This window comes from Streptomyces sp. NPDC047117 (genome assembly GCF_040643545.1).
In the GTDB taxonomy this organism is placed as follows: domain Bacteria; phylum Actinomycetota; class Actinomycetes; order Streptomycetales; family Streptomycetaceae; genus Streptomyces.
Genome location: NZ_JBEYUN010000014.1, coordinates 178,701 through 195,254, shown reverse-complemented (window position 1 = coordinate 195,254; position 16,554 = coordinate 178,701). Strand labels below are relative to the sequence as shown.

Annotated in this window: 15 protein-coding genes and 1 tRNA gene; 10 read left to right on the top strand and 6 right to left on the bottom strand. The window is 75.2% G+C overall.

Going from position 1 to position 16,554, the window contains the following annotated elements; translation table 11 throughout:
• Positions 1-30: 30 nt before the first annotated feature.
• Entirely contained in the window at positions 31-723 is a 693-nt protein-coding gene (locus tag ABZ840_RS26195; RefSeq protein ID WP_361562792.1) for a response regulator transcription factor, read from the bottom strand.
• 157 nt (positions 724-880) lie between these two features.
• Between ABZ840_RS26195 and ABZ840_RS26190 the strand changes: the two genes are divergently transcribed.
• The gene (locus ABZ840_RS26190) at positions 881-1,456 is read left to right on the top strand and encodes a hypothetical protein (protein WP_361562790.1); all 576 of its coding nucleotides are present in this window, start codon (positions 881-883) and stop codon (positions 1,454-1,456) included.
• A gap of 27 nt (positions 1,457-1,483) precedes the next feature.
• On the opposite strand, the gene ABZ840_RS26185 is transcribed toward ABZ840_RS26190, so the two are convergent.
• On the bottom strand, positions 1,484-2,302 hold the full coding sequence (locus ABZ840_RS26185; RefSeq protein WP_361562789.1) for a fused MFS/spermidine synthase: 819 nt from the start codon (positions 2,300-2,302) through the stop codon (positions 1,484-1,486).
• Positions 2,303-2,391: 89 nt separating this feature from the next.
• Entirely contained in the window at positions 2,392-2,832 is a 441-nt protein-coding gene (locus ABZ840_RS26180; protein ID WP_361562787.1) for a hypothetical protein, read from the bottom strand.
• Between the two features lie 234 nt (positions 2,833-3,066).
• On the opposite strand from ABZ840_RS26180, the gene ABZ840_RS26175 reads away from it, so the two are divergent.
• Positions 3,067-4,494, top strand: coding sequence for a tetratricopeptide repeat protein (locus tag ABZ840_RS26175; protein ID WP_361562786.1), 1,428 nt, complete (start codon positions 3,067-3,069; stop codon positions 4,492-4,494).
• Positions 4,495-4,541: 47 nt separating this feature from the next.
• Here the strand turns inward: ABZ840_RS26175 and ABZ840_RS26170 are convergent, their stop codons facing one another.
• Positions 4,542-5,135 (bottom strand): histidine phosphatase family protein, encoded by a 594-nt coding sequence (locus ABZ840_RS26170; protein WP_361562785.1) that lies wholly within the window; start codon positions 5,133-5,135, stop codon positions 4,542-4,544.
• A gap of 219 nt (positions 5,136-5,354) precedes the next feature.
• Between ABZ840_RS26170 and ABZ840_RS26165 the strand changes: the two genes are divergently transcribed.
• From ABZ840_RS26165 to ABZ840_RS26135, 7 genes are all read left to right on the top strand, one after another.
• Positions 5,355-6,278 (top strand): phosphatase PAP2 family protein, encoded by a 924-nt coding sequence (locus ABZ840_RS26165; RefSeq protein ID WP_361562862.1) that lies wholly within the window; start codon positions 5,355-5,357, stop codon positions 6,276-6,278.
• Positions 6,187-7,479, top strand: a complete 1,293-nt coding sequence (locus ABZ840_RS26160) for a hypothetical protein (RefSeq protein ID WP_361562783.1) — start codon at positions 6,187-6,189, stop codon at positions 7,477-7,479. Before ABZ840_RS26165 ends, ABZ840_RS26160 begins: the two co-directional genes overlap by 92 nt.
• Positions 7,470-9,092 carry a hypothetical protein gene (locus ABZ840_RS26155; RefSeq protein WP_361562781.1) on the top strand — a complete coding sequence of 541 codons (1,623 nt, stop codon included), beginning with the start codon at positions 7,470-7,472 and terminating at the stop codon, positions 9,090-9,092. The genes ABZ840_RS26160 and ABZ840_RS26155 overlap by 10 nt, the downstream gene beginning before the upstream one ends.
• Positions 9,089-10,447, top strand: coding sequence for an AAA domain-containing protein (locus ABZ840_RS26150; protein ID WP_361562779.1), 1,359 nt, complete (start codon positions 9,089-9,091; stop codon positions 10,445-10,447). The genes ABZ840_RS26155 and ABZ840_RS26150 overlap by 4 nt, the downstream gene beginning before the upstream one ends.
• Positions 10,448-10,537: 90 nt before the next feature.
• Positions 10,538-10,921: a hypothetical protein gene (locus ABZ840_RS26145; RefSeq protein WP_361562778.1), complete on the top strand. Its 384-nt coding sequence runs from the start codon at positions 10,538-10,540 to the stop codon at positions 10,919-10,921.
• Positions 10,922-11,105: 184 nt separating this feature from the next.
• Positions 11,106-11,702, top strand: coding sequence for a hypothetical protein (locus tag ABZ840_RS26140; protein ID WP_361562776.1), 597 nt, complete (start codon positions 11,106-11,108; stop codon positions 11,700-11,702).
• 68 nt (positions 11,703-11,770) lie between these two features.
• Positions 11,771-11,844 (top strand) — tRNA-Lys (locus tag ABZ840_RS26135).
• Between the two features lie 77 nt (positions 11,845-11,921).
• Here the strand turns inward: ABZ840_RS26135 and ABZ840_RS26130 are convergent.
• Positions 11,922-13,160, bottom strand: coding sequence for a M6 family metalloprotease domain-containing protein (locus ABZ840_RS26130; protein WP_361562774.1), 1,239 nt, complete (start codon positions 13,158-13,160; stop codon positions 11,922-11,924).
• A gap of 314 nt (positions 13,161-13,474) precedes the next feature.
• On the opposite strand from ABZ840_RS26130, the gene ABZ840_RS26125 reads away from it, so the two are divergent.
• Positions 13,475-15,394: an EAL domain-containing protein gene (locus tag ABZ840_RS26125; RefSeq protein ID WP_361562773.1), complete on the top strand. Its 1,920-nt coding sequence runs from the start codon at positions 13,475-13,477 to the stop codon at positions 15,392-15,394.
• A 36-nt stretch (positions 15,395-15,430) separates the two neighbouring features.
• Here the strand turns inward: ABZ840_RS26125 and ABZ840_RS26120 are convergent, their stop codons facing one another.
• Positions 15,431-16,507 (bottom strand): LLM class flavin-dependent oxidoreductase, encoded by a 1,077-nt coding sequence (locus ABZ840_RS26120; protein WP_361562860.1) that lies wholly within the window; start codon positions 16,505-16,507, stop codon positions 15,431-15,433.
• Positions 16,508-16,554: the final 47 nt, after the last annotated feature.

Sequence of the window (16,554 nt, the reverse complement as noted above, 5' to 3'; positions counted from 1 at the left end):
CCCCGCCCGCTCCGGGTCTGCCCGCGGCGCTCACTGCGGCGGCTCCAGCTTGACGCCCACGCCGCGCAGGGTGTGCAGGTAGCGGGGGCTGGCGGCGGTCTCGCCGAGCTTGCGGCGCAGCCAGGACAGGTGGACGTCGATGGTCTGGTCGTCGCCGTAGGACTGCTGCCACACCTCGGCGAGGAGTTCCTTGCGGGCCACGACCACGCCGGGCCGCCCGGCCAGGAAGGCCAGCAGGTCGAACTCGCGGCGGGTGAGGTCCAGCGGCGTACCGTCCAGCTCGGCCTGGCGGCGCAGCGGGTCGACGGTCAGGCCGCCGACCCGGAGGACCCGGGAGGGCGGCCCGCCGCCGGGCCCCTGGGCGCGGGAGCGGCGCAGTACGGCGGCCATCCGCGCGGACAGGTGCTCCACGGAGAACGGCTTGGTGAGGTAGTCGTCCGCGCCGTCGTTGAGCAACCGGACGATCTCGGCCTCGTCGTCGCGCGCCGTGGCGACGATCACGGGTACGTCGGTGATCCCGCGCAGCATCTTCAGCGCCTCGCGGCCGTCCAGGTCGGGCAGGCCGAGGTCGAGGACGACCACGTCGAAGCCGACCTGCGCCACTTCGCGCAGCGCCTCCAGGGCGGTGCCGACGCTGCGCACGGTGTGGGCGGCGTCGGACAGATGCCGGATGAGGGCCGAGCGGACGAACTGGTCGTCCTCGACCACGAGCACACGTGCCATGGGACGGCACCGTACGCCATTCGAGTGCGCTTCTTGACCGGCCATTGACGGTCGCTGTCCGTTCCGTACGAAGTGCGGCCCGGTCCGGTACGCAGTGCGGCTCCGTTCCCGTGCGAGCGCCGGCTCGGCCTCGTACCCGGCACCGGGGTGGTGCAGTATGGCCCGGGTGCGACGAGGACTGGTTCACGCGGCGGCCTGGACGCTGGCGACCGGGGCCGCGGTCACGCTGTCGTGGTTCGGCGTGCACACCGTGGTCTCCGGTACGGCGTACGACCCGCCGCGCGCGCTCCCGCTCTCCGACGATGCGCCCGGAGCGCAGGCCGACGGCGAGAGCAGCGCCACGCCCCGCGTCTCCTCCACCCACCGCCCCAAGCCCTCCGGCACCCCCTCGCCCTCCCCCACCCGCAAGACCACGCGGCCGGAGGAGCCGGCGGCGCCCCCGAGCAGCCCGGCGCCGACCCGTTCCACCGCCGACCCGAGCACACCCGCGCAGGACGAGGGCACCGGCACGGTCAGGGGCTACCGCACCGACGGCGGCCGCGTCGTGCTGGACGTGCGGTCCTCGTACGCGGAGCTGGTCTCGGCGACCCCGGGGGCCGGCTGGCAGATGCAGGTGTGGAAGCAGGACGGCTGGCTCCGGGTCGACTTCACCCGCGGCAACGACCGCACCTCGGTCATCTGCGCCTGGAACGGCCACCCGCCGGTCGTCACGACGGACAACCACGCCCGGTAGCGCCCGCCTACGCGGGTCCCGCCGCCCTCAGTCGAACGTGCCCGGCGGCGGTGCGGGCGAGGCGACCGCTGTGGCGTCCGTGACCGGCACCGCGCCCCCGGCGAAGTCCCGCAGCGCGCGGCCGTGTTCCACCCGCCCGGACTCCGGGTCGGTGGCGGCCCGCCGGGTCAGCTCGGCGACCGGCAGCGCCCCGTCCGCCGCCAGCAGTACGGCGTTCCCGAAGCGCTTGCCGCGCAGCACGGGCGGCGCCGCGGTCAGGCACAGCTCACCGAAGACCGCGCCGACGGTGGCGATCTGGGACCGGACGAAGGCCAGCGGCGGGCCGTCCGCGAGGTTGGCCGCGTACCAGCCCCCGGGGGCCAGCGCCCGCGCCGCCTCGGTGACGAACTCCGTGCTGGTCAGGTGGGCGGGCGTACGGGCGCCGCTGAACACGTCGGCGATGATCAGGTCGGCCCAGCCGTCCGGGACCTTGGCGAGCCCGGCGCGGGCGTCGCCGCCGCGCACCTTGATACGGGCACCGGAGTCCAGCGGCAGCTGGTCCCTGACGAACTGCACGAGAGGCGCGTCGATCTCCACGACCTGCTGCGTGGAGCGGGGCCGGGTCGCCGCGACGTAACGCGCCAGGGTGAGCGCGCCGCCTCCGAGGTGCAGGACGCGCAGCGGCCTGCCGGCCGGGGCCGCGAGATCGGCGACATGACCCAGCCGCCGCTGGTAGGCGAAGTCCAGGTACGCCGGGTCGTCCAGGTCGACGAACGACTGCGGGGCGCCGTCGATCAGCAGCGTCCAGCCGCGCGGCCGGTCCCGGTCGGGCCGCAGCTCGGCCCGGCCGCCGGTCACCTCCGCCATCGCCGGCTCCGCTGCCGCCCGCGTCCGCCTGTTCCTCGCCACCCGGCCAGTATCCCCGGCGGCGCCGGGGCGGACCCGGGGAGGTGCGCTCAGCGGCAGCGGTCGACGGCCTCGATGGTGCGCGCCGCCTCGCCGAGCGCGGCGCGCAGCCTCACGGGGTCGGTGGCCGCGCCGAACGCGCCCTCCGGGGGGACCAGCCAGCCGGTGCCCGCGACCGGCGGCTCGTCCGCGTCCCGCGGGCCGCCCCGCCGCCCGCCGCCGTACGTCTGCGTGCAGGCACTGCCCGGCAGGTCCCAGCCGGCGGCCGTGCCCGGCGGCACCAAAAATCCGAGGGTGTCGCACGCGCCGTCGTGCAGGACCGGGCCGACACCGTCCCGCAGCCGGAGGATGTCCACCGCCTCCAGGCCCTGCCGGGCCGGCACCGTGACCAGATCGAGGTCGAGGTCGCCGGTCGGCGATGCGGCCCCGGTGCCCCCCGACGGCTGCGAAGCGGTCCCTACGACACTCTTGTCCACGCCGGCTTCCAGCACGGGAAACCCCCTCCTCATGACGCGCCGCTCCCTACACCTGGAGCAACGCGAAAAGGCGTCAACAGCAACGGTGCCGGACCGCTGTAAAGGGTGGCACTTCATGGCGGATGGCGCGTGGGATATCCCTTTTGTAAACAAACTCTCCGTACCACCCCCATCACAGACGGTACGGTCGTCCCCGCCGTGCCGCCCAGGGCACGGCGTCGCCGCACGGATGGCATGGAGAGGCCCGCCATGACGTCGCCCACAGATCCGTCGAAGTCGGTCCGCGACGTTCTGCCCCGGCCGAACACCGCTTTCAGGCAGTTGCGGGGCCGGTTGTCGCCCGGCGAGTTCGCGGCCGCCGTGCGCCGGGCCGCCCGGGAGATCGGCGAGCAGGTCTCGTGCGACGCGCGCTACGTGGGGCGCGTCGAGGCCGGGGAGATCAGGTGTCCCAATTACGCCTACGAACGGGTGTTCCGGCACATGTTCCCCGGCCTCACACCGGCCGACATGGGGTTCGCACCTCGCGAATGGGTACGCGGGCGAGGGGCGCGCACGCAGACGGGCGCCGCACCTCCGGCAGCACCACCCGAGCACCGCGACCACATCACCGAGAGCTGCGAGGAGAGCGACGTGCTGCGTCGCGCGTTCATGACCGGCGGCCCGGCCGCCGCCCTGGGGATCGCCGGCCTGGCGCCCCTGGGGTCCGTACCCGCCACCCGCGCCACGGCCGCCGGCCTGCCGGGCGCCGCCCCCGCCGGGGGTACCCGCCATGTGGGCGGGGCCGAGGCCGCCGCCGTGGAGGACGCGGTCCGCCGCATCCGGCTGCTGGACGACCGGCACGGCGCCGAGGGCATCTACCGGCGGGCGGCCCAGCCGCTGCGCGCCGCGTACGCGCTCCTGGACGCCGGAGCACAACGCCAGTCGGTCGCCGACCGGCTGCACTCGGGCGCCGGCGAACTGGCCATCTCCGTGGGCTGGCTGGCCCACGACTCCGGCCGTTTCGGGGACGCCCGCTCGCACTACGCGGAGGCGCTGGCCACCGCCCGGGTGGCGGGCGACCCCGCCCTGGAGTCGCACGCGTTCTGCAACACCGCGTTCCTCGCCCGCGACGCGGGGCGCCCGCGCGAGGCGGTCCGTGCGGCGCAGGCGGCCCAGCACGCCGCCAAGCACCTCTCCTCGCGCCGGCTGCTGTCCCTGCTGGCGCTGCGCGAGGCGGGCGGCTGGGCGGGGCTCGGTGACCGCGCGGCCTGCGAGGCGGCGCTTCTGCGGGCGCACCATCTCTTCGCCCGCGGCCCGTCCGACGCCGACCCGGAGTGGATGTCCTTCTACGGGGAGGCGGAGCTGGCCGGCCTGGAGGCGCAGTGCTGGTCGGCGCTGGGCGAACAGGGGCGCGCCGCGGAGCACGCGCGCCGTGCGGTCGCCCTCCAGGACCCGCACTTCACGCGGAACACCGCGCTGTACACCGCGGAGCTGGCGGGCAATCTGGCGCACAGCGGCGCGCCCGACGAGGCGGCCGCCGCCGGGCTGCGCGCCCTGGACCTGCTGGGAGAGGTCGGCTCGGCCCGCATCCGCTCGATGCTGGCGGGCACGGCGCGGACGCTGCGCCCCCGGCGGCGCATTCCGGTCGTCGCCGACTTCCTGGACCGGCAGGCGCTGGCGGCGGCCCGGACGGCCTGAGCGCGCGGCCGGTCCTGCGGCGCGTGCTCAGCCCGGGTGGCTCGTGCTCAGCCCAGGTGGCCCGTGTCGTTCCAGCGCTCGACGGCCGGGGCTCCGTAGGCCCAGCCGAGCACCGACAGGGAGGTCGGGTCGAGGCGTACCCGGGCGGCGAAGGAGATGTCCTCGCCGAGCCAGCGGGCGCACAGCGAGCGCAGGATGTGGCCGTGCGCGAAGAGCAGGACGTCGCGGTCGGCCGAGCGGGCCCACTCGATGACGCCGTCCACCCGGCGGGACACCTCGGCGAGCGTCTCGCCCTCGGGCACGCCGTCCCGCCAGATGAGCCAGTCGGGCCGGTCCGCCTTGATCTCGGCGGGCGTCAGGCCCTCGTACGCGCCGTAGTCGATCTCCTTGAGGGCGTCCCACTCCGTCGCGCGGTCCCCGAAGCCGGCCAGCTCGCAGGTCTCCTTGGCGCGGATCAGCGGGCTGGTGCGCACCTCGACGTCCGGCAGCCCGTTCCAGGGCGCGCGGTGCAGCCGTTCGCCGAGCAGTTCGGCGCCGCGCCGCCCCTCGTCCAGGAGCGGGATGTCCGTGTGGCCGGTGTGCTTGCCGGACAGGGACCACTCCGTCTGCCCGTGCCGGGCCAGCAGGATGCGCGGTGCCATGGGATTACCTCTCACCGGGGCGAATCCGCTCGCCGCCGGCCTTGCTCGTTCGACCGCCGGCCGGGCCGGCGGCGGTACGTCTCGTTCCGTCCGTCCCATCATCGCGCATGCGTTCCCCGGGCTACTGCCCCCGAGGGAACGAAGCAGGACATAAGGCGTAAGGTTGATCGCTGCTGACAGCGACTGACATGAAGGCTGGAAACGGTGAGTACGTTCCGGGTGCACGCCGCACCGCACACCCCCGTAGCGCGCGGCATCCGGCCGCACTGGTGGGCCGAGCTGCCGCTCCTCGCGCTCGTCTACGCCGCGTACTCCGCGGGCCGGCTGCTGGCCAGGGGCGACGTGACCACCGCGACCGGCCACGGGGTGCGGCTGCTGGACGCGGAGCAGCTCCTGCACATCGACTTCGAGCGGCCGCTGAACCGCCTCTTCTCGGGCCTGCCCGCGCTCGGCATACCCGCGGCCTTCGTGTACGCGGCCCTGCACTATCTGGTCACGCCCGCGGTCCTCGTGTGGCTGTGGCGCCGGCACCCGGCCCGGTACCGCCTCATGCGGACCTGGCTGCTGCTCTCCACGACCATCGGCCTGGTCGGCTTCACCCTGCTGCCCACCTGCCCGCCCCGGCTGCTGGCCGCGGTGCACGGCTTCACCGACACGATGGCGGAGTACGCCTCGTACGGCTGGTGGGGCGGCGAGGCGAGCGCGCCACGGGGGCTGGGCGCGCTGACGAACCAGTACGCCGCGATGCCCAGCCTGCACGTCGGCTGGGCCCTGTGGTGCGGCGTCGCGCTCTGGCTGTACGGCGGCTCGCGGCTCACGAAGGCGGCGGGCATGGCCTACCCGCTGCTCATCACCGTCGTCGTGCTCGGCACCGCCAACCACTACTTCCTCGACACGCTCGCCGGCAGCGCCGTCATGGTCCTCGGGCTGCTGCTCACCCGCCCGGCGCTCCGGCTCACCGCCGCCGCGCGTGGCGTGATCGCTCCCCGCGCGAGCGGAGGTACGCCTGGTCCTCCCGCGAATGTCGGTGACGGATGCGAGACTTCCGCAGGTGAACGTTTTCCGCGACAGTCGGCCCGAGCCGGCAGCGGCACGCGCAGCGCGGCCGCGGCCGGCGACGGGGCTGCGCGCACGCCTGGCTGAGCTGCGCGGCCCCGTACCGCCCCGCCCGCTGGACGCCAGGGCGCTCGCCGCGCTGGCCGCCAACCCCGGCTGCCGGCGCCGCGCGCTGCTGGACGGCGCCGGCGTGGACAAGGCCGGGCTCGCCCGGGCGCTGGGCTCGCCCGCGCCCTTCGGGCAGTCCCAGTTCGCCATCGCGCGCGGCCATTCCTTCGAGGCGCGCGTCAAGGCCGACGGCGGCGCCGAACTGGTCCGGCTGGCGCGGGAACAGCTCGGCGGCGCGGCGGACCCGGAGCCCGGCCCGGCGGCCACGCCCGACCTCTCGGCGGCCGGCCCGCAGGGACGCGCCGCGCGGACCGCGCTGGAGCTGCGGGAGGCGGCGGCGCGCGGCGGCTGGACCTTTCTGGACCATCCGATGCTCGCGCTGGACGTGGCCGGTTCGCCGGCGTATCTGGAGCCGGACGCCGTGGTCGTGCACCCCGACGGCCTCTGGAGCGTCATCGAGATCAAGTCCTTCCCGATGATCGACGGGGCGGCCGACACGGCCAAGGTGGGCGCGGCCGCCCGCCAGGCCGCCGTGTACGCCCTCGCGCTGGAGCAGGTGGCCGAGCAGGTCGCGCGGCACACCGCCGAGGAGGCGGCCCGGCCCGCTCCGCGGGTCGGCGAACGGGCGCTGCTGGTCTGCCCCAAGGACTTCTCCAACCTCCCGGCCGCCGCCCCGGTCGACCTCCGCAAGCAGCTGGCCACGACCCGCCGCCAGCTCGGCCGGCTCACCCGGGTCGACGAGCTGGCCGCGGCGCTCCCCGAGGGCACCACCTTCGACCTGCGGCTCGCGGACGACGGGAAGACCGCCACCCGGCCCGCCGAGGAGCTGGCCGAGGCCGTGGAGTCGGTCGGCGCGGCGTACGCACCGGAGTGCCTGGCCGCGTGCGAGCTGGCGTTCCACTGCCGGGGCCGGGCCCGGGAAGCGGACCTGGTGGAGTCGCTGGGCCGCGGCGTCCGGGGCGAGCTGGGCGGCCTGCGCACGGTCGGCGAGGTGCTGGCGGCGGCGTCGGGCGCGGCGGACGACGGGCAGGAGCCGGACCCCGCCGCCGAGGCGCTGCGGCGTGCCGCGGCCCTGCGCGCCGAAGCGCTGGCCGCGGCGGGTCCGGCGCCCTCGGTCCCCGCTCCGGCCCCGCCCCCGGCGGCCGAGCGCGACGCACGTGAGGAGACGGAATGTCGCTGATCGACGTGCTGGCCAGGATGGAGGCCGTGGCGGCGGGGCGGGCCACGCCGCTGGCGACCGTGCGGCACCGCCGGCTCACCGACCGGCCCCTGGTGTTCGTCCCGCTGACGACCGCCGGTGAGACCGGTGCGCCGCTCGGCGCGCTGGTCGGGACGGACCGCGAGCGGCCGCTGCTGCTGACGGTTCCTCAGCCGCGCGACCGCGACCTTCGGTTCGCCTTCTTCGCCGAGCTGGCCGACGCGGTCCTGCCGTACGTGGACTCCTTCGCCGACGACGTCGAGGCCGCCGAGCGCAAGGAGACCGACCCGGAGACCGGCAAGCGGGTCACGGTCGAGACCGAGCTGTGCGCCGACGCGCCGCAGATGCTCGTGCCGAGCGCGGCGGGCGTGGAGTTCGTACGGCTGCTGGGCCGGTCCATGCGGTTCCGGCGGACCGCCGAGCAGGACCCGGACACCCCGCATCCCGCGCCGCCGCACGTCCCGCTGCTCGGCCGCTGGCTCACGCACTTCGGCGAGCGCGCCCGGGTGCCGGGGTCGAGCCTGCTGCTCCCGATGACCGGCCTGCTGGTCCGGCACTGGGCGACCGGCCAGAGCCCGGCCGAGGACCAGCACCTGGGGGCGCTGCTCGCCTGGATCGATCCGCCCGAGGGCGAGTCGGGGCAGGACGCCGCGCTCCGCGCCGAGACCGCCAGGGACGCGGCCGGACAGCTGCGGTGCCCGCCGGCCGGGCCCGCCACGGACCCCGCGTTCGACAACGGCCTGCTGGCGCCGGCCATCGCGCGGTACGACGCCGGAGTGCCGGGCGCGCGCGAGGAGTTCGACGCGCTGGTGGCGGGCGTGCTGCGGCCGACGTGGGACGCGGTCTGGCACGCCGCCGACCTGCTGCGCGCGCTGCCCGAGGGGGCGCGGGTGGCCGACCGCTGGAAGCGGGACCGCTGGTCCTACACCGCGCACCGGGACCGGGTGCGGGCCGGCGAGCCGCCGCAGCCCCGGCTGGACGACGCGGTCACCGCCGCGCAGAAGCTCGCCTCGCGGGAGACCGCGCAGGGCCAGCTGGACGCCCAGGAGGCGCTGGACGACCCGCTGGTGATGGCGGGGCGCCGGCTCACCGGCGAGGCCATGGAGGGCGAGGTGACCGAGGTCGAGATGGCGATGTCCGAGGGCAAGCGGCCGACGCCCCGGCCGCTGGTCACGCTGCGCACGGGCGACCGGCCCCGGCTGGAGGAGCGGGCGAAGCTGTACCGCCCGCTGGACGGCGGGAAGACGCAGACCGCGGAGTTCGTGGCGTACGTACCGGAGCAGCCTGGCACGTTGGTGGTGCGGCTGACCGGCGGCATGGGGCGGGGGAAGACCCCCGAGCCCGGCTCGGTGCCGGAGAAGGGCGACCGGGTGTGCTGGACGCTCTTCGAGCACGCGCCGCGCGGCGGCCCGGAGCTGCCCGACCCGGAGGACACGCCGTGGACCCACGGCGGGCCGCCGGCCGGCGGCGACGGCGCTCCCGGGACGGCGGCCGGTGGCACGCCCACGGCCGCCCCGGCCCAGGCCGCCGCGAACGAGCCCGCCGCCGTACCGCTCCCCGACCCCGACCCCGTGACCGCGGAGGACTTCCTGTGAGCCGCGGAATCCCCGCGCCGGACCGTACGGACTTCGACCCCGGCGCGGCGGCGACCGCCGCGACCGGGGCGATCCTCCGCGACACGCTGCACGGCGACCGGCGCGGCGTCGTCGTGGACTCGCCGCCGGGCGCGGGCAAGTCGACGCTCGTGGTGCGTGCCGCGCGCGAACTGGCCGCCGCCGGGCGCCCGCTGATGGTCGTCGCGCAGACCAACGCGCAGGTCGACGACCTCGTGCTGCGGCTGGCCGAGAAGGACCCGGAGCTGCCCGTCGGGCGGCTGCACAGCAGCGAACCGGGCGCGTACGACCCGGCCCTGGAGGACGTCCCCTCGGTCCGTACGGCCGCCAAGGCCGCCGACCTCAAGGGCCTTCCGATCGTCGTCGCGACCGCGGCGAAGTGGGCCTACACGAAGGTGGACGAGCCCTGGCCGCACGCCATCGTGGACGAGGCGTACCAGATGCGGTCCGACGCGCTGCTGACCGTGGCGGGGCTGTTCGAGCGGGCGCTGTTCGTCGGCGACCCGGGGCAGCTGGACCCGTTCAGCGTGGTGGGCGCCGACCAGTGGGCGGGGCTGTCGTACGACCCGTCGGCGAGCGCGGTGTCGACCCTGCTGGCGCACAACCCGGACCTGCCGCAGCACCGCCTCCCGGTGTCCTGGCGGCTGCCCGCTTCGGCCGCGCCCCTGGTGTCGCACGCCTTCTACCCGTACACCCCGTTCCGCAGCGGGACCGACCACGGCGACCGGCGGCTGACGCTCGGCGTGGCGTCGGACGGCTCGGCGGTGGACCGGGTGGTGGACGAGGCGGCGGAGACCGGTTGGGGCCTGCTCGAACTGCCCGACCGGCGTACGCCCCGTACGGACCCGGAGGCCGTGCACGCCGTGGCCCTGGTGGTGCGGCGGCTGCTGGACCGCGGCGGCGCGACCGTCAGCGAGCGCGGGCCCGACCCTGCGCCGCTGACGGCCGACCGGATAGCGGTCGGTACCGCCCACCGGGACCAGGCGGCGGCGGTGCGCGCCGCGCTCGCCGGGCTGGGTGTCACGGGCGTGGCCGTGGACACGGCGAACCGCCTGCAGGGGCGGGAGTTCGACGTCACGGTCGTCCTGCACCCGCTGTCCGGGCGGCCGGACGCCACCGCCTTCCATCTGGAGACCGGCCGGCTGTGCGTGCTGGCCTCGCGCCACCGCCACGCGTGCATCGTGGTGTGCCGGGAGGGCGTGGCGCAGCTGCTGGACGAGCATCCGTCCACGGAGCCGGTTCAGCTCGGGGTGACGGTGAAGTTCCCGGACGGCTGGGAGGCGAACCACGCGGTGCTGGCCCATCTGGCGGAGCACCGGGTGCCGTGGCGGCCGTAGCCGCGCCGGCCCGGGCGTACGGCCGCTGCCAGGGCGTACTTGCGGAGCGCGGGACAATGGAACGCGGCAGACGATTCTGGAGGTAGGTACATGTCCGAGCCGCAGTCGGCTCCCGACCCGCGCGGTGCGGCCTCCGCGCCCCGGCGGCTGAAACCCGCGCCGCTGCTGTTCGAACCGCCCGAGGCCGCGGCGGATCCGGAGCACTTCTTCGACCTGGAGTCGATCGAGGACCCCCGCGAACTGCTGTCCCGCTCCACGGAGCTGGCGCTGGCGTTCCGCGCGGCGGCCGACCGGGCGACGGAGTTCCAGGCGATGGCGGCGGCGCAGCTGGCCGACCCGCGGCGGTTCGACCGGCTGACCCTGGCGGTGCTCGCCGAGCGGGCCGAGTGGACCGAGGACTACGCCCGCAAGATGGTGGAGTTCGGCCGGACCCTGATACGGCAGGGCGGCAGTCTTCCGGACGAGACCGGATAGGCCGGGTCGGGACAGGCGGCCGGACCGACGGCGCGCGGCACGGCACCGCGGCTCATGATCACCAGCATGTTGATCATGAGCCGTTGGCATATGCGGGTCAGAAGATACTCCGCCTCACTCTCCCGTGTCCCGATTTCCGGCGAACCGCAGAAACGGAACCTCATCTACCGGTAGACCTGTCGGCATGAGTGACTGGCCCCAGCCCCCGGCCCCCGACCTGCACCACGCGTCGTACGTCACGCTCGCCGGCGCGGACTGGCTCGCCTCGGCGAGCCCGCACCCGCGCCGGGTCCACCATCTGTGGGCCACCCACCCCTCGGCGCCCAGCGTGCTGCCCTGCGGCACCGTCTTCGACGTGATCAGCGCCCCCGCCCTCTTCGGCCGCCGGATGGCGGACTGTTTATGGGCGGCGGGCCCCGGCTCCGGGCCGGTGGCGATGCACCGCGACCGGCTGCTGCTGTTCGCCGCGCGCGGCACCGCCCAGCGGCTGCCGTCCCTGCTCGCCTGGGAGGAGTGGGCGCGGTCGGTGCCGCCGCTGCTGTGCCACGGCGCGGGCGACGCGGTGAGCATCCCGCCGCTGCACCCCCGTCCCGCCGCGCCGGGCGCACCGCCGCCGCCCTCCCGCTGGCTGGTCGCCCCCGACGTGCGGAAGCCCTGGCTGCCCGGCCCGGACGTGCTGCTGTGGGCGTGCGTACGCGCTGCGCGCTCGGCCCCCACCGCGCGCCCGGCCGCCCCGGACGCCGTGCGCCCGGTCCCGCCCCGCGCGCCCGCCCGGGCCTGAACGGCCACCGCCGGCGAATCGATTTTTGCCCTCCCCGATCAGGGTGCTAATGTTTTCCACGTCAGCAGGCGCCGTTAGCTCAGTTGGTTAGAGCAGCTGACTCTTAATCAGCGGGTCCGGGGTTCGAGTCCCTGACGGCGCACAGACAAGACGAAGGCCCTCACTCCGGTGAGGGCCTTCGTCGTATGCGGTGACCGGCTCGCCCACCGGTCCCGGCTCTCACTCCCGCGTGACCCGGACCGACCAGTCGCCCGCCGCCGTGCGGCCCGTCACCGCCACCCGTACGCCGTCCCCCGCGTTCATGCTCTCGCCGACGCCCAGCGGCGCGTCCGCGAGCGGCGGGTGGACCGAGGCGCCCCAGCAGGCCGAGGTGCCCGGGTGGCCGTCGAGCACCCGTACGGGCCCATCGCCCGACGACGTCGCGCCGTCGATGCGGTAGACGAGCACGCCCTCGCGGCACAGGCCCCGGTCGTTGCCGGCCGCGACCCGTGCCTCCACGGCGATCGCGCCGCTCTCCCCGGTACGTGCCACCAGCAGCCGCGGCCGCTGGGCACCGCCCTTGGTCATCGGCGCGGCCAGCGGACGCAGGGTGCGTACCGTGCTGCCGGTCGCCGGGATGCAGTCGACCTGGCGGTCGCCGAGCCAGCCGAGCTTCCACTTGTGCCAGGCGAAGGGCTCGGGAGCCATGCCGAACTGGCTGCCCATGAGGTCCCAGTCCCCTACGTAGGTGTCCCAGTCGCCCATGCCGTCGGCCGGCCGGTGGTAGAGGTCCGGCAGGTCGAAGACGTGGCCGGTCTCGTGGGCGAGGACGTTGCGGTCCGGCGGGTTGCTCTCGAAGACGGTGACGAAACGGTGCAGCGGGGCGCCGTCCGCCGTCAGCGGCCGGTCGAGGTTGACGACCTTGGTCGCGTCGGGGTCGACGCCGGGCGCCTCGGGGTCGGCGACGAGGTAGACGACGTCGTACCGGCCGAAGTCCACCTGCGCGTCGGCCGCCGCCACCGCGTCGTCGAGGTACGCGGTGCGCCCCGCTGCGTCCCAGTCGCGCTGTATCCCGTACGCGGCGGACGTCCGCGGCATCTTCACCCAGCCCCGCTGGACGTGCGGGCGGAGCCGGAACTTTCCGTACGAGGCCGTCCTGAAGAACTGGTTGGTGGCGGGGAAGTAGTCGGTGGCGAGCCGGCGGGGCGCCGTGCGCGGTCGCGCGTCGGGGAAGGACAGGAAGATCATGACGGCGTCGAGCGTCCGCAGCGGGCGCGCGTAGGTGCCGTTCCAGGAGTTCAGGCCCTCGGAGTGGTGGACGCCGGTGCGCGGCAGGGCGCAGGACAGCGTGGCCTCGGAGGCGGTGGCCGGAGCGGCGACGATGGAGGTGGCGATGAGCGCGATCAACGACGTGGCGATGGCCGCGAACCGCCGCAGCGGTCCGTGGTCCACCCCGTCGGGTGTCTGGGAGTGCTGCACATCGACCTCCCGGAACGCAGTCGGAACATCCCATCCACCCTGTGGGGGTTCGTGGGGTTTCGTCCTGTTCCATGGAGCCAGTTGAGTGACAGCAGCATCCCGCTGCGTCATCACCCAACGTCACAATCGATCGGTCAGAGCAAGACAGCGAACAGACGCGCACAGAATCCATCAAACATCTGCCATCGATGCCGATCCTCACGGTTGTGTTGCTGGCTAGCCCGTCCGGGAAACCTCTATGATCGCCACACTTACACCGCGGATTCCCCTTCCCCGAGATCGACCGACCGGACCAGCGCCAGCGGGAGCGAGCAGTGAGCGGACACTCCGACGGCACGAGCCGCGCCTCCGGAGCCACACTGCCTACAGTCACCCAGAGTGACGGTTCGGCCAACGGAAGCGCGGGAGGAGCCCGGGCGGGCGGCGAGCACTCCGCCGCCCCGGACGGCGCGCCCGCCGGCGCCCCCGCGCCCCTCCCCGCCTCCCCCGGCGGCTACCGCGCCGCCTTCGAGGCCGCCCGGCTGCCGATGGCCGTCCTCGGCCGGGACGGACTGGTCACCGCCGCCAACCCCGCCTTCGGCGAGCTGCTGGGCAAGGACCCGCGCGCGCTGGCCGACGCCTCCGCCGCCGACCTCACCGACCTCGGCGGCGACCCGCACATCTGGGCCGCGTACCGGGACGTCCTGGCGGGCCGGAGCGACCGGCTGCGCTGCACCCGCCGGCTGAAGCACCCCGCGGGCCACTCGGTGTGGGCCGAGGTGAGCGTCGAGCCGCTGCCCGGCGGCGACGACGTCCTGCTGTCCGTCACGGACGTCAGCGACCGGCACGACCTCCAGGCCCGGCTGCGCCACCTCCAGATGCACGACCCGGTGACCCGGCTGCCCAACCGCGCCCTCTTCTTCGAGCGGCTGGCCGCGGCGCTGGAGACGGCGACGTACGACCGGGGCGGCACCGGCCGGATCGGCCTCTGCTACCTCGACCTGGACGGCTTCAAGGCGGTCAACGACACGCTCGGGCACCGCGTCGGCGACCGGCTGCTGGGCGCCGTGGCGGAGCGGCTGGCCCGCTGCGGCGAGCGCCCGGCGGGCCGCGGCGGGCGCGGCCCGCTGGTGGCCCGGCTGGGCGGCGACGAATTCGCGCTGCTGGTCGAGGACTCCACCGGTACCGAACAGCTGGCCGACCTGGCGCAGTCCGTGCTGGACGCGTTGCAGCGCCCGTTCGACCTGGCGGGTCAGCGGCTCTCGGTCTCGGCGAGCATCGGCGTGGTGGAGCGGGCCGCGGCCGGCACGACCGCGACCGGCCTGATGCAGGCCGCGGACACCACGCTGTACTGGGCCAAGGCGGACGGCAAGGCCCGCTGGACGCTCTTCGACCCGGAGCGCAACGCGCACCGGATGACCCGGCAGGCGCTCTCCAGCACGCTGCGCCCGGCCGTGGACCGCGGCGAGTTCACGCTGGAGTACCAGCCGCTGGTCGGGCTCGGCGACGGCCGGGCCGAGGGTGTGGAGGCGCTGGTGCGCTGGCGGCACCCGCAGTTCGGAACGCTTCCGCCGAATCGGTTCATCGGATTGGCGGAGGAGAACGGCGCCATCGTCGAGCTGGGCCGCTGGGTCCTGGAGCGCGCCTGCCACCAGGCGCGCGCATGGCAGCTGGAGCGCCCCGACGAGCCGCCGCTCTTCGTGAGCGTCAACGTGGCGGTCCGGCAGGTCTGGGACTCCGACCTGGTCGCGGACGTGGCCGGGATCCTGGACGGGACCGGCCTGGCACCCGAGCTGCTCCAGCTGGAGCTGACCGAGTCGGCGGTGATGGGCTCGGCCGGCCGGCCGCTCCAGGCTTTGCAGGCCCTCAGCGACATGGGCATCCGCATCGCCATCGACGACTTCGGCACCGGCTACTCCAACCTGGCCTACCTCAGCCGGCTGCCGGTCTCCGTACTGAAGCTGGACGGCTCCTTCGTGCGCGGCTTCCGCTCCCCCGAGCATCCGAACCCGGCCGACGAGACCATCGTCGAGGCGCTGGTGGCGCTGGCACACCGGCTGGGCCTGACGGTCACGGCGGAGTGCGTGGAGAACGCCGAGCAGGCCGAACGGCTGCGCCGCATCGGCTGCGACACCGGCCAGGGCTGGCTGTACTCCCGCCCGCTGCCCGCCGACCGGGTCCCGGTGCTGCTCGCCGGCCCGCCGATGGCCGGGGAGGAGCCGCCTGCGAACGGTGAAGAGGGGAAGCGGGGCTGACGGGACCCGTCACCGTCCCGGCAGCCCCGTCCCCCGTCAGTTGCCGCCCGGCAGCCCGTACGCGTCCGCGATCAGCTCGTAGGAGCGGAGGCGGGCCGCGCCGCCGTGGGCGTTGGCGGTGATCATCAGCTCGTTCGCGCCGGTGCGCTTGGCGAGGTCGTCCAGGCCCTGGCGGACGGCGTCGGGCGTGCCGTACACGACGTTGCCGAGCCAGCTGTCGACGAAGTCCTCCTCGACCATGCTGTACGGGTGGTTCTCCGCCTCCTCCGGCGTGGGCACCAGCCCTGGACGGCCGGTGCGCAGCCGGATCATGGAGAGCGCGCCGGCCAGCACCTGGCGGCGGGCCTCGGCCTCGGTGTCGCTCGCCAGCGCGCCGACACCGATCAGCGCGTACGGCTCGTCCAGCACGGCCGAGGGGCGGAAGTGCTCGCGGTACAGGTCCAGCGCGGGAATGGTGTTCTGCGCGGAGAAGTGGTGCGCGAAGGCGAACGGCAGGCCGAGCTGGGCGGCCAGCCGGGCGCTGAAGCCGGAGGAGCCGAGCAGCCAGACCGGCGGGCGGTGCGCGGACTGCACACCGCCGGGCGAGGTCGCCTGCACCGGGCCCGGCACGGCGTGGATGCGGGAGTACGGATGCCCGTCGGGGAAGTCGTCGTCCAGGAAGCGGATCAGCTCGGCGAGTTGCTGCGGGAAATCGTCCGCGCCTTCGTTGAGCCGGTCCGTGCGGCGCAGCGCGGCGGCGGTGGCGCCGTCGGTGCCGGGCGCGCGGCCGAGGCCGAGGTCGACGCGGCCCGGAGCCATCGCTTCGAGGGTGCCGAACTGCTCGGCGATCACCAGCGGGGCGTGGTTGGGCAGCATCACGCCGCCGGAGCCGAGCCGGATGGACTCGGTCTGCGCGGCGAGGTGGGCCAGGATGACGGCCGGCGAGGAGGAGGCGACGCCGGGCATGGAGTGGTGCTCGGCCACCCAGTAGCGGTGGTAGCCGCGGCGCTCCGCGGTCCGCGCGATCTCCCCGGCGGTGCGCAGCGTGTCGGTGGCGGTGTTCCCGGCGCCGACGGTCAGCAGGTCCAGGACGGACAGCGGTACGGGCGCGGTGCCCTGGGCCGTGCCCCGGATCTCCTCGTCGGTGCCGGGCGTGCCGGAGGCCCGGGCGGGTTCAGGGG

Bases quoted from the DNA above. Each gene is read 5' to 3' on its own strand.
- ABZ840_RS26190 (WP_361562790.1), top strand. From the start codon at position 881: ATGGCCCGGGTGCGACGAGGACTGGTTCACGCGGCGGCCTGGACGCTG.
- ABZ840_RS26195 (WP_361562792.1), bottom strand. From the start codon at position 723: ATGGCACGTGTGCTCGTGGTCGAGGACGACCAGTTCGTCCGCTCGGCC.
- ABZ840_RS26170 (WP_361562785.1), bottom strand. From the start codon at position 5,135: ATGGCACCGCGCATCCTGCTGGCCCGGCACGGGCAGACGGAGTGGTCC.
- ABZ840_RS26175 (WP_361562786.1), top strand. From the start codon at position 3,067: ATGACGTCGCCCACAGATCCGTCGAAGTCGGTCCGCGACGTTCTGCCC.
- ABZ840_RS26185 (WP_361562789.1), bottom strand. From the start codon at position 2,302: ATGGCGGAGGTGACCGGCGGCCGGGCCGAGCTGCGGCCCGACCGGGAC.
- ABZ840_RS26145 (WP_361562778.1), top strand. From the start codon at position 10,538: ATGTCCGAGCCGCAGTCGGCTCCCGACCCGCGCGGTGCGGCCTCCGCG.
- ABZ840_RS26140 (WP_361562776.1), top strand. From the start codon at position 11,106: ATGAGTGACTGGCCCCAGCCCCCGGCCCCCGACCTGCACCACGCGTCG.
- ABZ840_RS26155 (WP_361562781.1), top strand. From the start codon at position 7,470: ATGTCGCTGATCGACGTGCTGGCCAGGATGGAGGCCGTGGCGGCGGGG.